Source organism: Rhodomicrobium udaipurense JA643 (genome assembly GCF_000636015.1).
Taxonomy (GTDB): Bacteria; Pseudomonadota; Alphaproteobacteria; order Rhizobiales; family Rhodomicrobiaceae; genus Rhodomicrobium; species Rhodomicrobium udaipurense.
In genome coordinates, this window is sequence record NZ_JFZJ01000006.1 from 1 (window position 1) to 15,812 (window position 15,812).

Here is a 15,812-nt window from a genome sequence, read left to right on the forward strand (position 1 = left end):
GGTGAGAGGTCTCGCCAGCGACGCCTGGAAGCTCGCAAGGTCGTGGCGCTAGTAGGTCGGTCGGGAACAGGAAAGGAACACTGGAATGGCTGAGACACCAACGGTGCGAGTCGAAGAGAAGCTCTATCAGAACCGCTATCTCGTCGATGCCGGGCGCCCTCATATCGTTGTCGCGCCGCACGAGAAGCCGTCGAAGGAGCTTCTGCTCCTCGTCAAGCTTTGCCCCGCGCACTGTTACGACATAAACGGGAAGGGTCAGGTCGAGGTGAGCCCTGATGGCTGCCTCGAATGCGGCACCTGTCGCGTGCTGGCGGAAGGCTCGGGCGCGCTGACGTGGACGTATCCTCGCGGCGGCTACGGCATTCTGTTCAAGTTCGGCTAAGAGCGGGAAGCCAGACGCGGCGCTTTCGGGGGGTCTCCGAAAGCAGCCGGGCTTCCGGTTGGCGCGAGCGTCGTCATGCGCGGTGCTCGCCCTCAGAATTACTTGGGAACGCGTCCGGAATTTCGATTATAATAGGGTCGCGTACAGCGCACCGGCAGTTCAGTGCTGCCGGGCCGGCGCTTTTCCGCAGATACAAGGGGACTGATCATGGATTCCGTCGAGGAATTTCTCGCCTATTCAATCAAGCTCGAACAGGAAGCCACGCTTCGCTTCGCGCAACTTGCCGACGCGATGGACGGCGCTGGCAATCGTGAAGTGGGAAAGCTCTTCCGCCAGCTTTCGGACTATTCGCGTCTTCACATGGGCGACGCCATGGCCCGCGCCGGTTATCGCGACATTCCCAAAAAGGCCCCGGGCGATTTCGAATGGCCGGACCTGGAAAGCCCCGAAGCGGCGGCGATATGGGGAACCGACCCAATGATCGGTCGCGAGCAGGCGCTTGAAATCGCGCTCGACGCCGAAATTCGCGGCTATCAGTTCTATAAGCACGTCTACGACACGACGACCGACCCGGAGATCAAAGTCCTCGCGAAGGAGTTTGTCGCCGAGGAAGAAGAGCACGTCGCGGAGCTGAAGCGGTGGATGGCCCTGCACAAGGCGGGCGAGCAGCTTCCCGAGGAAACCAATCTCACGGCCCCGCACTGAGAACGGACCACCGTTCTCAGCACCGCGTTGAGAACGGACTACCGGTTTTGACCCCCAAATCGGGAACGGGCTACGCGACCGCCAAGGCAACGTAGCCTGGAATTGATCAAAAAATAATTTTTGCCCGCTTATGAGGCAATCTCCGCCTTAGCCGTTGTTAGTGCTACATTTTTTCGCGTTTTTTCGCGAGGTGGGCGGTTAGGCGGGCGGGAAATTGACTATTCTATAGACGCGACATTGTCGCATGCCATTGTTATAATAGCTTCAAACGCGAAACTACCAAGCAAGCTCGTGGGTTGGCCTTCGGCCCAGCCTCAGTTTGTCGGATGAGGTTATTTATGACATCTTCCGCACCGGCGGGCACCGTCACGGTTCCGGGAAGCGTGAGATACAGCGACACAGCGCTGAGCGGCATCTACGAGATCTCGAAGATCGTGACCTCGCCCTCAAGCCTGAGGGTGATGCTCAACAATGTCGTCTCGGTCATGAGTTCGTTCCTCGATATGAGGCTCTCGACGCTCATGCTGCTGGACAAGGCCGGCGATCCCGAGATCAAGGTGTCGGCATCGACGGAAGCCAGCATCGACTCAAACGAAGATGGCGATCTGCCGCTCGCCGTCATCGACCAGATCGTGGCCACCGCCTCGCCGCTGGTGGTGCAGAACTGCGCCCTTCACCCGTCGTTCGCCGGCTGGAAGCGCCTCGGCAGCGCCGGGCCGAACGTCGTCCAGACCTTTATCGGCGTGCCGATCCGCGTCGATGCCAAGGTGGTGGGCACGCTCGCCATCGAACGCGTGTGGCAAGGCAGCATGGACGTGCGCATCGATCACGATGTGCGCTTCCTCACCATGGTGGCGAACCTCGTCGGTCAGGCGCTGAAACTGCACCGCGTCGTCGCCGAGGACCGCGAGCGCCTCATTCACGAGCAGCACCGCCTCGCCAAGGAACTGTCGAACATCAAGGCCAAGGCGCCGCCACCGAAGGTGACGGGCATCCTCGGCAAAAGCCGCGCCATCCGCGCGGTGACGGAGCGCATCGAACAGGTCGCGAAGTCCAATGCGCCGGTTCTCATTCGCGGCGAGACCGGCACCGGCAAGGAGCTTTTCGCCCGCGCGATCCACGAGCTTTCGCGCCGCAAGGGCAAGCCGTTCGTCAAGGTAAACTGCGCGGCGCTGCCCGAAGGCGTCATCGAGTCCGAACTTTTCGGGCACGAGAAGGGCGCATTCACGGGCGCTGTCGGCCTTCGCAAGGGCCGCTTCGAACTGGCGGACGGCGGCACGATCTTCCTCGACGAGATCGGCGAAATCTCGCCCTCGTTCCAGGCGAAGCTTCTCCGCATCCTTCAGGAGGGCGAGTTCGAGCGCGTCGGCGGCCAGCATACGCTGAAGATCAATTTCCGCCTCGTCTGCGCTACGAACCGCGCGCTGGAACAGATGGTCGCCGATGGCAAGTTCCGCGCCGACCTCTATTATCGCATCAACGTGGTGCCTCTCATGCTGCCGCCATTGCGCGAGCGGCAGGGCGACATCCCCGAACTCGCCCAGCACTTCCTCAGCCGCTTCGCCGAAGAGAACGGCTATCAGCTGACCTTCGGCCCGGACGCGATGGATGTGCTGTGCAAGTGCTACTTCCCCGGCAATATCCGCGAGCTGGAAAACTGCATCCGGCGCACCGCCGCGATGACGCTCGGCGACGAGATCCACGCGGCCGATTTTGCCTGTCAGCACGGACATTGCCTGTCGTCGATGCTGTGGAAGGGCCCGGCGAGCGGTGAGGTGACTTATATGCCGCCTCAGCAGCATCGCTTTACCGAGGGCAACAGCAGTCAGCCGCGCGTGAACCCGCCATCCGCTCCCTCGCCCTACACGCCGCCTGCGCCGGAGCCGTTGGAAGGCCGGAACGGGCACGGAAACGGGCACGCGCACGGAGCCTCGAACGGAAACGGCGTATCGCATAATGGCGCTTCGCATAACGGGAAGACGCATAATGGTGCTTCGCACGGAAACGGCGGCGATGCGCATGAGGATGCCGATGGCGGCTATGCGCAACTCAGTAAGGACACGCTGATCAACGCGCTCGAAAAGACAGGCTGGGTTCAGGCGAAGGCCGCGCGCATCCTCGGCTTGACGCCGCGTCAGGTCGGTTACGCGCTGAAAAAGCACGGCATCGAGATGAAACGCTACTGATGCGGTGGAGGGAAACTCGATGACTGTCGCCTACGCCATATGCTCCGTGTCGGACATCCCGAACCGCCGCGGACGCGGTTTCGAGCTTGTGCGCGTCGTTGATGGCGCAGAAAAGCCGTGGCCCATTTTCGTGGTGCGCTGGGACAAGCAGGTGTTCGCCTATGTGAACCGCTGTCCGCACAACAACGTCAATCTCGACTGGGAAACCAACCAGTTTTTCGAGCCGGGAACGAAGAATATCGTTTGCGGTAAGCATGGCTCACTGTTCGAGCTTGCGTCCGGCAAATGCTTCGACGGGCCGTGCGTTGGAAAAGACCTCGAACCTGTGTCGGTTTGCGTGCTCGACGGCGATATCTGCGTCGTCGGTGTGCAACTCGCCGAACTGCCCGACGAGGATGACGGGGAAGCCGCGCATGGTGCGTCGCCGCCGTCGCCCTGAGCCGGAGGGTTGGATAGCCAGCACGCGCGGCGATGATCTCCAGTCCGCTTTAGCCGTTGAGTAGGCCACGGCCTTTGGCTTTGCGCGAGCCGGTTGGCGCATAGTGGCTACACGACATCCATGTAGATTTCAGTTTGTCGGGAGGCGTCCCTGACCGCTCTCCCGAGCGCGGGTATTTCGGCCCCCGCCCGCAGTTGGCCGCAAGCAAGTTCCTTCGATCCTACATAATCCCGAGAGGCAGAGATGAGCGCGGGCTTCATCGTGACGGGCACCGACACCGGCATCGGCAAGACCGTGTTCAGCGCGGCGCTTGGCCGTGCCCTCGACGCATTCTACTGGAAGCCGGTGCAATCGGGCCTTGAGGAAGAGACCGACAGCGACACCGTTCGCCGCCTCTCCGGCCTGCCGCCGACGCGCATCCTGCCCGAAGCCTACCGGCTCGCGCTCCCCGCCTCGCCGCATATCTCGGCGGCGCGCGAGGGCGTTACCATCGAGCCCGCGCGCCTCAAATTGCCGGATGTCGACGGGCCGCTCGTCGTTGAGGGCGCAGGCGGGTTGCTCGTGCCGCTGGCGCCGGGGCTTCTCACCGTCGACGTTTTCGCGCGCATGGGCCTGCCGGTGATCCTTTGCGCGAGGACGGCGCTCGGCACGATCAACCACACGCTTCTCTCGCTCGAAGCGCTGGCGCGGCGCGGCATCCCCATCCACGGCGTTGCCTTTCTCGGCGATCCGGCGGAAGAAGAGGAAGCGGCGGTGGTGGCCTTCAGCGGCGCGCGCCGTCTCGGGCGCTTGCCGCGCGTCGACCCGCTCGACGCGGCGACGCTGGCGCTCGCATTCAGGCAGAGTTTCGATCTCGACGCGTTCAGGTAGGACCACCATGGGCGACATCATTTTTCTCACGGGACCGGTGCGGAGCGGCAAGAGCCGCCGCGCGGTCGATATCGCTGAGAGCTACGGCGACCGCGTCGCGTTTGTCGCCACCTATGCGCGCGATCCCGCCGACGCCGAGATGGCCGAGCGCGTTCGCCGCCATCAGGACGAGCGGCCCGCGACATGGCGTACGCTCGAAGCGCCGGACGACATCGGGGCGGCGCTTGCAGCACTCGATCCCGCGCCGTCCTGTGTGTTGATCGACAGCCTCGTGACGTGGCTCGCTTTCCGCACGGGGTTTGGCGGTCGCGAGGGCATGAGCGACGATGCGATTCTCGCTGCCTGGAGCCGCGAGCTTGATGGGTTCCGCGCCGCGCCGTGGCCGACGGTAATAATCGGCGATGAGGTGGGCTGGAGCCTCGTGCCGATGGACGCCGACCTGCGCCGATTCCGCGATCTCGCGGGCTTCCTCGGCCAGCGGACGGCGGCGGCGGCAAGCGAGGCGTGGCTCATGGTGGCGGGCTGCGGCGTCCGGCTGAAATAGCGGCGGGGGCGCCAAAGAGGCCCGGAGCCCGCACCGTTTTCAACGCAATCCGATTGGTAAAACTGTTTCCTGAATTGGAGACGGTTTCATCGATCAGGTTTACTCAACCCGATCGGATCTGGAGAGCATAATCGGCAAAAGTAGACGCCGGTCTTTCGATAAGCTCACAATAAAACCTAGACCGTTAGCTCTTGTCATCAAAAGTAACGCGCCAAGCCCGCCTCCGTCGACCGAGCGTCAGTTACTACGACCGCGTGACGATGGTCTTCCACGGGCCGTCCGGCACCTCGTTTTCTTCAACGAAACGCCATTCGGTCTTGTCGTTGTCGGACATGCCGAGATATTGAGCGGCGGCGGGCGAGATATCGAGGCCGGCCTTCTCGCCTTCCTTGTTGCGAGGTTTGGCCGCCGAGCCGAAGACCCAATCGAAATCGTCTTCGCCGAACGGACCAACGTCTGCCCATTGCGCATAGACCGACTTGCCCCTGTAGCGCACTTCCACCCAGCGGTTTTTCGTGAGCGGCTTGCCCTCGCCGAAGCCGGGAATTTTCTTCGCCACGGGCTTCAGCTTGCCGTTCTGGTCCACCTCGGCGAAGGGCAGCGCTATGTAGAAGGGATTTTCCTTCGGTCTGAATCCGGCGGGCATGAAGCCCTTGCGGTGTTTCGGGCTGTCGATCCCGCCGAAGCTCTTGAGCCAATGCGGATCCCAATAGCTGGCGTGATTGTGGATATGGCCGTTGTCGTCGTTCGCGTCTTCGCCCACCCAGAAAACGGTGGTCATGGTCTTCTTGAAGGTGCTCATCGTCATGCCTTGCCCGGCGGCGGGATCGTGAGAGGCGTAAGCAGATACATGACTACCAAGATAGCACGAAGTCGCAGCAAGCAGAACCGCGATCGCAAACCCGCGTTTAAGATTGTACATGAACAGTCCTCGAACATGGCTCCGGAATATTAGCCGCAAATTTGCGCTAAAATTCGCCGTATTTGTTCGTATAGCCAATGTATACGAGAGGCGACCAAAGCCAGATTTACACTATGCGAGGCGTATGGCGTCGCAATAATGGTAAGCAATCTTGTGACTCGCAAATCTGTCGAGATTTGGATTGCATCGGACTAATCGCCGCAACCAGCTTTTGTTCCGGGTGCTTTCGCGCACGGAGAGTGTCGCGAGCCAAGCTTGCGCGAGGCTGGGTGTTTGCGGCGTTTTCAACGCTGAAAGAGCTGTGAGATCGGATGCGTTGAGAAAGGAAACGAGCGCTAACTATGCCGCCCATTTCTCCGCATCGGCTCCAACGAGCGCGGCGAGCGGCGCGCGCGAGGCGACGGTTTCTGCCACAAGCGCGGCCTTGATGGCGGGCAGAAGCCCGGCGCCTTCATAGACGAGGCCGGTATAAAGCTGCACAAGCGATGCGCCCGCGCGGATTTTCGCCAGCGCCGTCTCGCCGGAATCGATGCCGCCGACGCCGATCAGCGGCAGCCGCCCGCCCGTTTCGATGAAGCAGCGCGCGAGGAACTGCGTGGAGCGCGCGAAAAGCGGCCGCCCGGACAGCCCGCCGGTTTCGCCGCGCCGACGGTCGGTCACGCCTTCGCGCGACAGCGTCGTATTGGTGAGGATCGCGCTATCGACGCCGTGATCGGTGAGGCAGCGCATCGTCGGCGCGATATCGTCGTCGTGCAGATCGGGCGCGAGTTTGACGAGCACCGGCACCTTGCGGGCAAGTTTTGCGCGCGCATCCATCACCGCGTCGAGCAGCGCCGCGAGTTGGTCTGGTGCCTGCAGATCGCGCAGGCCCGGCGTGTTCGGCGAGGAAATGTTGATCGTGAGATACGCCGCCACCGGCCCGAAGGTGGCGACGCCCGCGACATAATCCGCGATGCGGTCTCCGCTCGTCTTGTTCGCGCCGATGTTCACGCCAAGAAGCCCGCGCGGCGGATGCGCGGCGAGCCGCTTCAGCGCCGCCGCGTGGCCCTCGCTGTTGAAACCGAAGCGGTTGATGACGCCGCGATCGGCGATGAGCCGGAACGAGCGCGGGCGCGGATTGCCGGGCTGCGGCTTCGGCGTGATCGTGCCCGCCTCAACGAAGCCGAAGCCTATGGCGAACAGCGGATTGTAAACGCGCGCATCCTTGTCGTAGCCGGCCGCCACGCCGACCGGGTTCGGGAAGCGGAGGCCGAAGAGGTCGACGCCAAGACGCGGATCGTCGGGTGCGGCGCGCGGATGGACGCCCGCTTCGAGCGCGCGCAGCGATGCCTCATGCGCCGTTTCGGGATCGAGGAGGAACAGCCCCGCCTGCGCTGCCCGCCACAGGCTCACGACGCGAGATCTTTCGGGATGAGCGGCGCGCCATCCGGCCCGAGCGGGATGTCGGTTTCGCTGATGACAGCCGCAAACGGCAGCGGTGCGTAGAGGTGTGGAAACAGTTCGCCGCCGCGCGAGGCCTCGAAGCGGAGTTGGCCGGTTTCGGAGGCGTTCCGCGCGGCAGCCGTATCGAGGGTGAGCGAGGGAAGGGCGGCAAGCATGTCCGAATCCACCGCGACGAGCATGAGGTCCGGCACGCCCGTGAAATACCGCCGGGCCGTCTCGGACACCTGCGCTGCGGTCGAGAAGTGGATGAACCCATCGCGGCGATCTGCGGTCGAGAAGTGGATGAACCCATCGCGGCGATCCACGTCCGAGCCTGCAAAGACGCCGCCCGCGCGCGCGGCTTCCCATTCGCCGCGCGTCACGAGCTTGTAGATGATGCTGACCATCTCGCCCGATGCGCCTTTATGAGTGCAACTGCGGTTCCACCCTAACCGCAGCCGAAGAAACAGGGGCCTGATTTTGAGGATCGGCGCCGAAACGATTGGGGCCGACCTCACCTTTCAGAAAACCGAGGTCGATGAGAGCCCATATATTGACAATCGGAATCAGGTACAACAACAAAAACCAAGCAGATCTGCCGCGGTCATGGGATCTCTTGGCAGCAACGGCGAGCGTGATCCAGGTTGAAAAGATGGAAAAGGCCAAATATATAAGTGATCCGGCAGGATTTAACTTCGGAGGATCGTTTAAAATAGTGGGATTTACAGACAAAAGAAGAAGTGTCATTACCAAGCCGATGAGTAACTGAACGCCGAGGCTGGCCCAGAATCTTCCCCGGCCAATGCGTCCCTCAAATGAAAACAGCCACTGCGAAAACGTCATGGAATAATCCTTTCTCAATAGAATAAAGACTTAATCTCGACCGATAATTGCCAACCGATTATGACTTCGCGATGGCGAGCCGTTCCGCGATCAGCGCGCGCGTGTTGTCGATGCCGTACGCCTTGATGAACGAGCCGAAGCGCGGCCCCGCGCTCTCGCCGAACAGCACCTCGTAAAGCGCCTTGAACCAGTCGCGCAAATTCTCGAACGGGTGCGACTTGCCGACGTCGTAGACGATGCCCTGCAAGGCTTCGGCGTCGAGCGATGCGTCGGCGGAGGCAAGGCGTTCGCTCAGGTCGAGCATGGCGGCGCGTTCGAGATCGCTCGGCGCGCGATACACCTTGAACGGCTTCTCTTGCTCCTCGAAATAGCGGATCGCGAAGCCGATCAGCCGGTCGAGCTCCGGAAAGTCTTCCGCGTTCGCTTCCGGCGCATAGTTCTTCACGAACTGCCAGAGGATGTCCTTCGTGTGGGCGTTGGACGCGCTGACGAGGTTGAGCAGCAGCCCGAAGGTTAACGGCACGCTATGTTGCGGCGGGGTGCCGCCATGGATGTGCCAGACGGCGTTTTCGATCTGCTTTTGCGGCGTTTCCTTATGGAATGCGCCGAGCAGGGTGAAATATTCGTCCACCGCCTTCGGAATGACGTCGAAGTGAAGCCGCTTCGCCGTCTTCGGCTTCTGGAACATGTACAGCGAGAGGCTTTCCGGCGTGGCGTAGGCCAGCCATTCCTCTACCGCGATGCCGTTGCCCTTGGACTTCGAAATCTTCTGGCCCTGATCGTCGAGGAACAACTCGTAGTTGAAGCCCTCGGGCGGACGGCCGCCGAGCGCGCGCGCCACCTTCGACGAGAGTGTCACGCTGTCGATGAGATCCTTGCCCGCCATCTCGTAATCGACGCCGAGCGCGACCCAGCGCATGGCCCAATCGGCCTTCCACTGGCATTTCACATGGCCGCCGGTGACGAGGGTTTCGACGCGCTTGCCGGTGTCGGGATCGGTGTAAACGATGGTTCCGGCGGCGAGGTCGCGCGCCTCGATCGGCACTTGCAGCACCTTGCCCGAGTTCGGCGAGATCGGCAGGAAGGGCGAATAGGTGGCGCGGCGATCCGGGCCTAGCGTCGGCAAGATGATCGCCATAACGTCATCATAGACGGCGAGCATGCGAAGCAGCGTCTCGTCGAACATGCCGGAGCGATAGCACTCCGTCGCCGACAGGAACTCATACTGGAAGCCGAAGCTGTCGAGGAAGCTGCGCAGCCGGGCGTTGTTATGCGCGCCGAAGCTCGAATGCGTGCCGAACGGGTCGGGTACGGCGGTCAACGGCTTTTCGAGCGCGGCTTGCAGAAGCTCCTGGTTCGGCACGTTCGTCGGCACCTTGCGAAGCCCGTCCATATCGTCCGAGAAGCAGACGAGCCGCGTCTTCACGCCGGGCTTCAGCGCTTCGAGCGCGTGCCGCACCATCGACGTGCGCGCCACCTCGCCGAACGTGCCGATATGCGGCAAGCCGGACGGGCCATAGCCCGTTTCGAACACGACTTCGCGCGCCGGGTCCGCCTTCTCAAGCCGTTTCAAGAGCTTGCGCGCCTCTTCAAAGGGCCATGCCTTGGAGGTGTGCGCAAGTTCGGCGAGGGTGTCGGCGGTGGTCATGGGTCTCGGGTTTCGTGCTGACGGGATGTTCTGGGCAAAAGGTTGTCGGGCGGACTATGGAAAGCCGCGCCTGTTGCGTCAACCGCCATCGCATTGAACGCACAACAACACTGCTGCGCGAGGCAAGGGCAGGGCTTCGCCTTCACGGCTCGACGCGGTGTGGCGAAAACGCGGCACAAGCGGGCCTGATCCATGGTTTCGAAGCGTTGAACTCGGCTGCTGGCGCGCCATCTTTAGGCCATGGCCGAGGACGATCCCATCCGCGAAACATGCGCCCCGCTCAGGCTCGAAGCGGTGCTTTACGCCTTGAGCGATCCTGTGCGGCTGCACATCGTGCGGAACCTCTCCGAACGCGGCGAACTCGCCTGCTTCGCGGCGGTCACGGGCCTCGATATCGCGAAGTCCACGCAATCCCATCACTACCGCGTCCTGCGTGAGGCGGGGATCATCGCGCAGCGTAAAGAAGGCGTGTGCTTCATCACGGCGCTTCGGCGCGGGGAAATCGACGCGCGCTTTCCGGGGCTTCTCGACGCCGTGCTCAGAAATATGGATACCTGCGCGGCCGCGAGGTCTCACGCGGAGCAATGCGGATCAGCGCCGGCAGAGGGCGATCCGTACGGCTGAGGCGCCAGCTTGCGCGCCGCGATTTCACCGCAGCGCTAGCGGATGCCGACGAGCTTGTGCATCTGCATGGAAAGCCGCCATGGCGGGTTCGCCATGCAATAGCGGATGGCGGCCTCGATGTTATCGCGATGCTGCGGGCCGTCCATCGGCTGAAGGAAAAAGTGCTCGAACTTCAGCCGCTCGAAGAGCTGTGGCAGCGCGCCGGTCTGCGGATAGACGAGCTTCAGTTCGTTGCCCTCGCGCTGGGCGAGCGGCACGCCCGCCTTCGGGCTGATGCAGATCCAGTCGAGGCCGCGCGGTGCCGGGCGCGTTCCGTTCGACTCGATGGCCACGGTGAAGCCGCGCTTTTTCAGTGCATCGATCATCGGGGTGTCGAGTTGAAGCGTCGGCTCGCCGCCGGTGCAGACCACGTAGGGCGATGCGGTCTTGCCCTTCGTCAGCGAATTCCACATGCCGAGCACGATGTCGGCCAGTTGGTCGGCGGTCTCGAACTTGCCGCCATTCGGCCCGTCATAGCCGACGAAATCCGTATCGCAGAACCGGCAGAACGCCTTGCTCTTGTCCTTGTGCTGGCCGGTCCAGAGATTGCAGCCCGCGAAACGCAGGAAAACGGCCGCGCGGCCAACTTGCGCGCCTTCGCCCTGAAGCGTTGGAAAGATTTCCTTGACCGTGTACATGCCGTCTTATTGTTGCGAAGCCACCATGTCGCGCCAGGCATAATAACCCTTGGCGCGAAGATCACAGGCTGGACACGTTCCGCATCCATAACCCCACTCGTGCCGGTGATCGCGATCGCCTTTGTAACAAGTGTGTGAATGTTCTGCAACGATATCCACAAGTGGATTGCCGCCGAGCGCGTGCGTCATGGCCCAGGTTTCGGCCTTGGTGCGCCACATGAGCGGCGTCACGATGCGAAATTGCTCGTCCGTGCCGAGGTTTATAGCCGACGCCAGCGTCTGGAGCGTTTCGTCTCGGCAGTCGGGGTAGCCGGAATAGTCGGTCTGGCACATGCCGCCGACGAGGTCGCGGATGCCGCGTCGATAGCCGAGCGCGGCGGCTAGTGTGAAGAACAGGAGGTTTCGGCCCGGCACGAAGGTATTGGGCAGGCCGTTCGCGCCAAACGCGATCTCCGCGTCGGACGTCAGCGCCGTATCGCTCACCGCGCCGAGGATCGAAAGGTCGAGCACATGATCGGGGCCGAGCCGCGCCGCCCATTCGGGCGAGAGCGCCGCCATGGCCTCGCGCAGCTTCGGACGGCATTCGAGTTCGACGCTGTGGCGTTGGCCGTAGGAGAAGCCCAGCGTTTCGACTTGCGCGTAATTCGTCAACGCCCAGGCAAGACAGACGGCGGAATCCTGCCCGCCTGACAGAAGAACAAGACTTTTCGTCGCGCTTTCGGGTGTACCTGTCATGCTAACCGATTAAACCGCTTTAAGAGGGCGTGCGAGTCCTTTATGACAACCGCGAGTTTCCAGCCGGACGCAAATCCGCTCACGTTCGTTTCCACGAGGTTTACATGACCGCCATTACTGACATCATCGGCCGCGAGATACTCGACAGCCGAGGCAATCCGACCGTCGAAGTGGACGTGATGCTCGAAGACGGCGCCGTTGGCCGCGCGGCCGTGCCGTCGGGCGCGTCGACCGGCGCGCATGAGGCGAACGAGAAGCGCGACGGCGGCGCCCGTTATCTCGGCAAGGGCGTGCTTCAGGCCGTCGACGCGGTGAATGGCGAGATTTACGACGCGCTTCAGGGCTTCGACGCCGAGGACCAGCGCCGCATCGATCAGACGCTGATCGACCTCGACGGCACGGAAAACAAGAGCCGCCTCGGCGCGAACGCCATCCTCGGCGTGTCGCTTGCAGTCGCGAAGGCGGCGAGCATCGCGGCGGATGCGCCTCTCTATCGCTATCTCGGCGGTGTCAACGCCCGCGTGCTGCCGGTGCCGATGATGAACATCATCAATGGCGGCGCGCATGCCGACAATCCGATCGACTTTCAGGAGTTCATGATTTCGCCGCTCGGCGCGCCGACGCTTGCTGAAGCCGTGCGCTGGGGCGCGGAGGTGTTCCACACGCTGAAGAAGTTGCTGAAGGACGGCGGTCACAGCACCAACGTCGGCGACGAAGGCGGCTTCGCGCCGAACCTCAAGTCGGCCGACGAGGCGCTGACCTTCGTCGTGCGCGCCATCGAGAAGGCGGGCTACAAGCCGGGCGAGGAGATCGCCATCGCGCTCGATCCGGCCTCGACCGAGTTCTACAAGAACGGCAAGTATGAGCTGGCGGGCGAAGGCAAGAGCCTCGACGCGGGCCAGATGGTGGCGCTCTACCGCGACCTCGTTTCGCGTTATCCGATCATCTCCATCGAAGACGGCATGGCCGAGGACGATTGGGAGGGCTGGAAGGCGCTCACGGACGAAATCGGCGGCAAGGTGAACCTCGTCGGCGACGACCTATTCGTGACGAACCCGAAGCGTCTGCGCGAGGGCATCGCGAAGGGCGCGGGCAACGCGATTCTTGTGAAGGTGAACCAGATCGGCACGCTGTCCGAGGCGCTCGACGCCGTGGACATCGCCCAGCGCGCGAGCTTCAAGGCGGTCATCTCGCACCGCTCGGGCGAGACCGAGGACTCGACCATCGCCGATATCGCGGTGGCGACGAACGCGGGCCAGATCAAGACCGGCTCGCTATCGCGCTCGGATCGTATCGCGAAGTACAACCAGCTCATCCGCATCGAAGAAGAGCTTGGCGATACGGCCGTGTTCGCGGGGCGGAGCATCCTGCGCGGCGCGCATTGAATTGGCCTGCGTCAAATCGGACTTGATTAGACGCCGCGAAGACAACCGAAACTTACAGCGTCCTGCCGAAGTGATTTACGGCACGACGCTGTAATTACCTATCCGCGTTCCAGTGCACGGCTAAGCAGACACAGAAGTCTCGCGCTTTGTGAGATCTACGAACGCAAAAAAGGCGGCCAATCCGGCCGCCTTTTTGTTTACTTCGTCTTCTTCTTTTCGGAGGGGGCCGGTTCAGCCGGCTCGGAAGCGGCTGTCGCCTCCCTGCCAGACGCATCGCCCTTGCCGTCGCCCTGCTCTGGGCCGTCCTCGCCCGGCTGTTTGGCGTCGAAGCAGGCGTAATATTTCGGCGCGTCGGTTTCCTTCGCCGCGCAATCGACGATCGGCTTCAGATCTTCGACATCGCCATAATACATGTAGGTCGTGATCGCGTAGCGAACTTCGCCGCTGGGATCGGAGCCGTAGCGGTCCATCTTGCCCTTCATGCTCGGTTCGACTTCGATCAGCGCGTCGCGAAGCGCATCGCCCTCGATGAAATTGTCCGGCAACTGGTCGAAGGGGCCGTCGAAATAGTTGTTGAGCTGCGTATTGCCCATGAACACGCCGATGAGGATGCGGCGGTCGGCGAGTTTGTCCTTGTAGAACGCGAAACTCGTCCGGTGGCCGACCGTCACGCCGGGTATAGTCGCGTCTTCATATTGATCGACCTTCGGCGCATCGTTCAGCACGTAGAGGAACGTCTTCGACGGCTTGTTGAACACGAGGTCGAACTTCACGCCGGACTCGTCCCATATCGGACCGATATAGGTTTCGTCGTCTCGAACAACGCCCGGCGCGGGCTTCGTCTTCGACAGGTCGGGCAATTCGAACGCAACCGTCTTACCTTTGAACGTGACCGTGTAATGCAGCTTGTCGATCTGCTTTACGTCTACGCCGTCTTCCTTGCCAAGCTTCTTGTAGGAGGGATCGAGCGGCTTCCGCCAGAAGGCATATTCGGGGAAATAGGCGAAATGCACCTTCCCATCGAACTGGTCCCAAGCGTCGAAGCGGATATTGCCCGCATAGACGATGCCTTTATAGGGGAAGCTGAAATAATAATAGCTCTCGGTCGGATACACGACTGCTTTTTCGGGCAGCGCCTCGAACACGGCCGCGAACACGGCATCGACATTGGCCATGTCGATCTTGGGCTCCTGCCGCGTCAGATCCTCGATGATCTGCTGGTTCGTGCGAAGCTTGAGCGTTGCGGCGTCAACGCCGGTTAACGGCGTAGCCAAAAGAAGTGTGGGGAAAACGCAGGCGAAAGCCTTGGAGAGGAATTGGCGGTAAGCCGTCATGATAAAGCATCTCTTTTTCTTTCTCGGCAGCGCTAACTAACATTGCAATGCGGCGAGGAGGTGCGCGAACGGCAAACTGTAGTAAAATTAATGTTGATTGGAACTGATAGCTTTGAGCGGTGTTTTTCCGTAGACTCACCAACGTAACGATCACGAGAGGGAATTTTCTTATGAAGGCATTTGCATTTGCGGCCGCCATTACGTTCGGCGCGCTGTTTGGTCTTTCTGCCCAAGCCGCGCCGGCCTCGTCCTTGGCCCCGGTGCTTCAGGCCGAAGCCGTCGTGGCGGGCGCTACGGTGAAGGTGCAGCACTGGCGCTGGGGTTCGCGCGGCTTTCACAAGCGCGACCGTAGCCATTGGCGCGCCGGCTCGCGCGGTCCGCGTTGGGGTGGCCCCGGCTTCCACAATCGCGCGCGCAGCCATTGGCGCTGGGGTTCGCGCCGCTAGGGCGAACCACGCCCGAATTGATGCATGCTTTGCAGTGTAAATAAACGCATAGCGATCTGATGACCTGCGGTTGAGCTCCTCGCTTGGCCGCGGGTTTTATTTTGCGCGGTTCCGAGTAACGCGCGAGCGGTGGCGACGCTCATGTCATTGATATTCCGAAAGAAAAAAAATAACATGTCGCTTGCTAAAGCGTCCAACAGGAATTCTGGCGAGGTTACGGTGCTTCTGTGACGGAACTCGCCGCTTTTCCTAAAAAAATTGTCATGGTCGCGGGGGCTGGATTTCTTTTTTGCATACCATATACTCAGTGTGCCGAGAAAAGGAGCGTTTAAATAGGGTCTGTTGAAATGAAGAAATACGTCGTTGCGATTGCGGTCGCATGCACGGCTCTGTTTGGGGCGTCGGTGCAGGCTGCTCCCGTTTCTTCTCAAGCCTCGGTTATCCAGAGCGAAGTTGCGAAGGCCGACGCGGTGGTGAAGGTCCAGCACTGGCGTTGGGGTTCGGGCGGCTTTCATAACCGCGCCCGTAGCCATTGGCGCTGGGGTTCGCGCGGTCCTGGCTGGCGTGGCCCGGGTTGGGGTCCGCGCCCGGGTTGGGGCCATGGCCCCCGTCACAGCCATTGGCGCTGGGGCTCGCGCTGGTAGCGCTAC

General features: G+C 61.9%; 18 protein-coding genes. 9 read left to right on the forward strand and 9 right to left on the reverse strand.

Annotated features, from left to right (window positions below; translation table 11 throughout):
- Positions 1-85 precede the first annotated feature (85 nt).
- From T281_RS01855 to T281_RS01880, 6 genes are all read left to right on the forward strand, one after another.
- The gene (locus tag T281_RS01855) at positions 86-382 is read left to right on the forward strand and encodes a ferredoxin family protein (RefSeq protein WP_013418797.1); all 297 of its coding nucleotides are present in this window, start codon (positions 86-88) and stop codon (positions 380-382) included.
- A 207-nt stretch (positions 383-589) separates the two neighbouring features.
- Positions 590-1,087: a ferritin-like domain-containing protein gene (locus T281_RS01860; RefSeq protein WP_037233303.1), complete on the forward strand. Its 498-nt coding sequence runs from the start codon at positions 590-592 to the stop codon at positions 1,085-1,087.
- Positions 1,088-1,425: 338 nt separating this feature from the next.
- Complete coding sequence (nifA, locus tag T281_RS01865) at positions 1,426-3,273, forward strand: nif-specific transcriptional activator NifA (protein ID WP_037233306.1); 1,848 nt, start codon at positions 1,426-1,428, stop codon at positions 3,271-3,273.
- Between the two features lie 19 nt (positions 3,274-3,292).
- Positions 3,293-3,712, forward strand: coding sequence for a Rieske (2Fe-2S) protein (locus tag T281_RS01870; protein ID WP_037233406.1), 420 nt, complete (start codon positions 3,293-3,295; stop codon positions 3,710-3,712).
- Between the two features lie 243 nt (positions 3,713-3,955).
- Complete coding sequence (gene bioD / locus T281_RS01875; RefSeq protein ID WP_037233308.1) at positions 3,956-4,582, forward strand: dethiobiotin synthase; 627 nt, start codon at positions 3,956-3,958, stop codon at positions 4,580-4,582.
- Positions 4,583-4,589: 7 nt separating this feature from the next.
- The gene (locus T281_RS01880) at positions 4,590-5,126 is read left to right on the forward strand and encodes a bifunctional adenosylcobinamide kinase/adenosylcobinamide-phosphate guanylyltransferase (protein WP_037233310.1); all 537 of its coding nucleotides are present in this window, start codon (positions 4,590-4,592) and stop codon (positions 5,124-5,126) included.
- A gap of 244 nt (positions 5,127-5,370) precedes the next feature.
- On the opposite strand, the gene T281_RS01885 is transcribed toward T281_RS01880, so the two are convergent.
- The 5 genes from T281_RS01885 to T281_RS01905 form a co-directional block, all read right to left on the reverse strand.
- Positions 5,371-5,934, reverse strand: coding sequence for a hypothetical protein (locus tag T281_RS01885; RefSeq protein WP_245269128.1), 564 nt, complete (start codon positions 5,932-5,934; stop codon positions 5,371-5,373).
- 453 nt (positions 5,935-6,387) lie between these two features.
- A complete protein-coding gene (locus tag T281_RS01890; protein ID WP_037233313.1) occupies positions 6,388-7,440 on the reverse strand; it encodes a quinone-dependent dihydroorotate dehydrogenase in 1,053 nt (350 codons plus the stop codon).
- Positions 7,437-7,877, reverse strand: a complete 441-nt coding sequence (locus tag T281_RS01895) for a DUF952 domain-containing protein (RefSeq protein ID WP_037233315.1) — start codon at positions 7,875-7,877, stop codon at positions 7,437-7,439. The genes T281_RS01890 and T281_RS01895 overlap by 4 nt, the downstream gene beginning before the upstream one ends.
- A gap of 16 nt (positions 7,878-7,893) precedes the next feature.
- Positions 7,894-8,313, reverse strand: coding sequence for a DUF805 domain-containing protein (locus T281_RS01900; RefSeq protein ID WP_052036917.1), 420 nt, complete (start codon positions 8,311-8,313; stop codon positions 7,894-7,896).
- A 58-nt stretch (positions 8,314-8,371) separates the two neighbouring features.
- Positions 8,372-9,961, reverse strand: coding sequence for a lysine--tRNA ligase (locus tag T281_RS01905; RefSeq protein ID WP_037233317.1), 1,590 nt, complete (start codon positions 9,959-9,961; stop codon positions 8,372-8,374).
- A 240-nt stretch (positions 9,962-10,201) separates the two neighbouring features.
- Here T281_RS01905 and T281_RS01910 point away from each other — a divergent pair, with 240 nt between their 5' ends.
- A complete protein-coding gene (locus tag T281_RS01910) occupies positions 10,202-10,585 on the forward strand; it encodes an ArsR/SmtB family transcription factor (RefSeq protein ID WP_052036918.1) in 384 nt (127 codons plus the stop codon).
- Positions 10,586-10,620: 35 nt separating this feature from the next.
- Here the strand turns inward: T281_RS01910 and queE are convergent, their stop codons facing one another.
- Positions 10,621-11,262, reverse strand: a complete 642-nt coding sequence (queE, locus tag T281_RS01915) for a 7-carboxy-7-deazaguanine synthase (protein WP_013418786.1) — start codon at positions 11,260-11,262, stop codon at positions 10,621-10,623.
- A 6-nt stretch (positions 11,263-11,268) separates the two neighbouring features.
- Positions 11,269-11,997: a 7-cyano-7-deazaguanine synthase QueC gene (gene queC / locus T281_RS01920; RefSeq protein ID WP_037233318.1), complete on the reverse strand. Its 729-nt coding sequence runs from the start codon at positions 11,995-11,997 to the stop codon at positions 11,269-11,271.
- Between the two features lie 104 nt (positions 11,998-12,101).
- Between queC and eno the strand changes: the two genes are divergently transcribed.
- On the forward strand, positions 12,102-13,382 hold the full coding sequence (gene eno, locus T281_RS01925) for a phosphopyruvate hydratase (protein ID WP_037233320.1): 1,281 nt from the start codon (positions 12,102-12,104) through the stop codon (positions 13,380-13,382).
- A gap of 197 nt (positions 13,383-13,579) precedes the next feature.
- Here eno and T281_RS01930 read toward each other — a convergent pair whose 3' ends face one another.
- Positions 13,580-14,716, reverse strand: a complete 1,137-nt coding sequence (locus T281_RS01930; protein ID WP_037233323.1) for a hypothetical protein — start codon at positions 14,714-14,716, stop codon at positions 13,580-13,582.
- 170 nt (positions 14,717-14,886) lie between these two features.
- Between T281_RS01930 and T281_RS01935 the strand changes: the two genes are divergently transcribed.
- On the forward strand, positions 14,887-15,162 hold the full coding sequence (locus T281_RS01935; protein WP_037233325.1) for a hypothetical protein: 276 nt from the start codon (positions 14,887-14,889) through the stop codon (positions 15,160-15,162).
- On the opposite strand, the gene T281_RS18600 is transcribed toward T281_RS01935, so the two are convergent.
- Complete coding sequence (locus T281_RS18600; RefSeq protein WP_155954996.1) at positions 15,159-15,677, reverse strand: hypothetical protein; 519 nt, start codon at positions 15,675-15,677, stop codon at positions 15,159-15,161. The two genes, T281_RS01935 and T281_RS18600, sit on opposite strands and share 4 nt — an antisense overlap.
- Between the last annotated feature and the right edge of the window lie 135 nt (positions 15,678-15,812).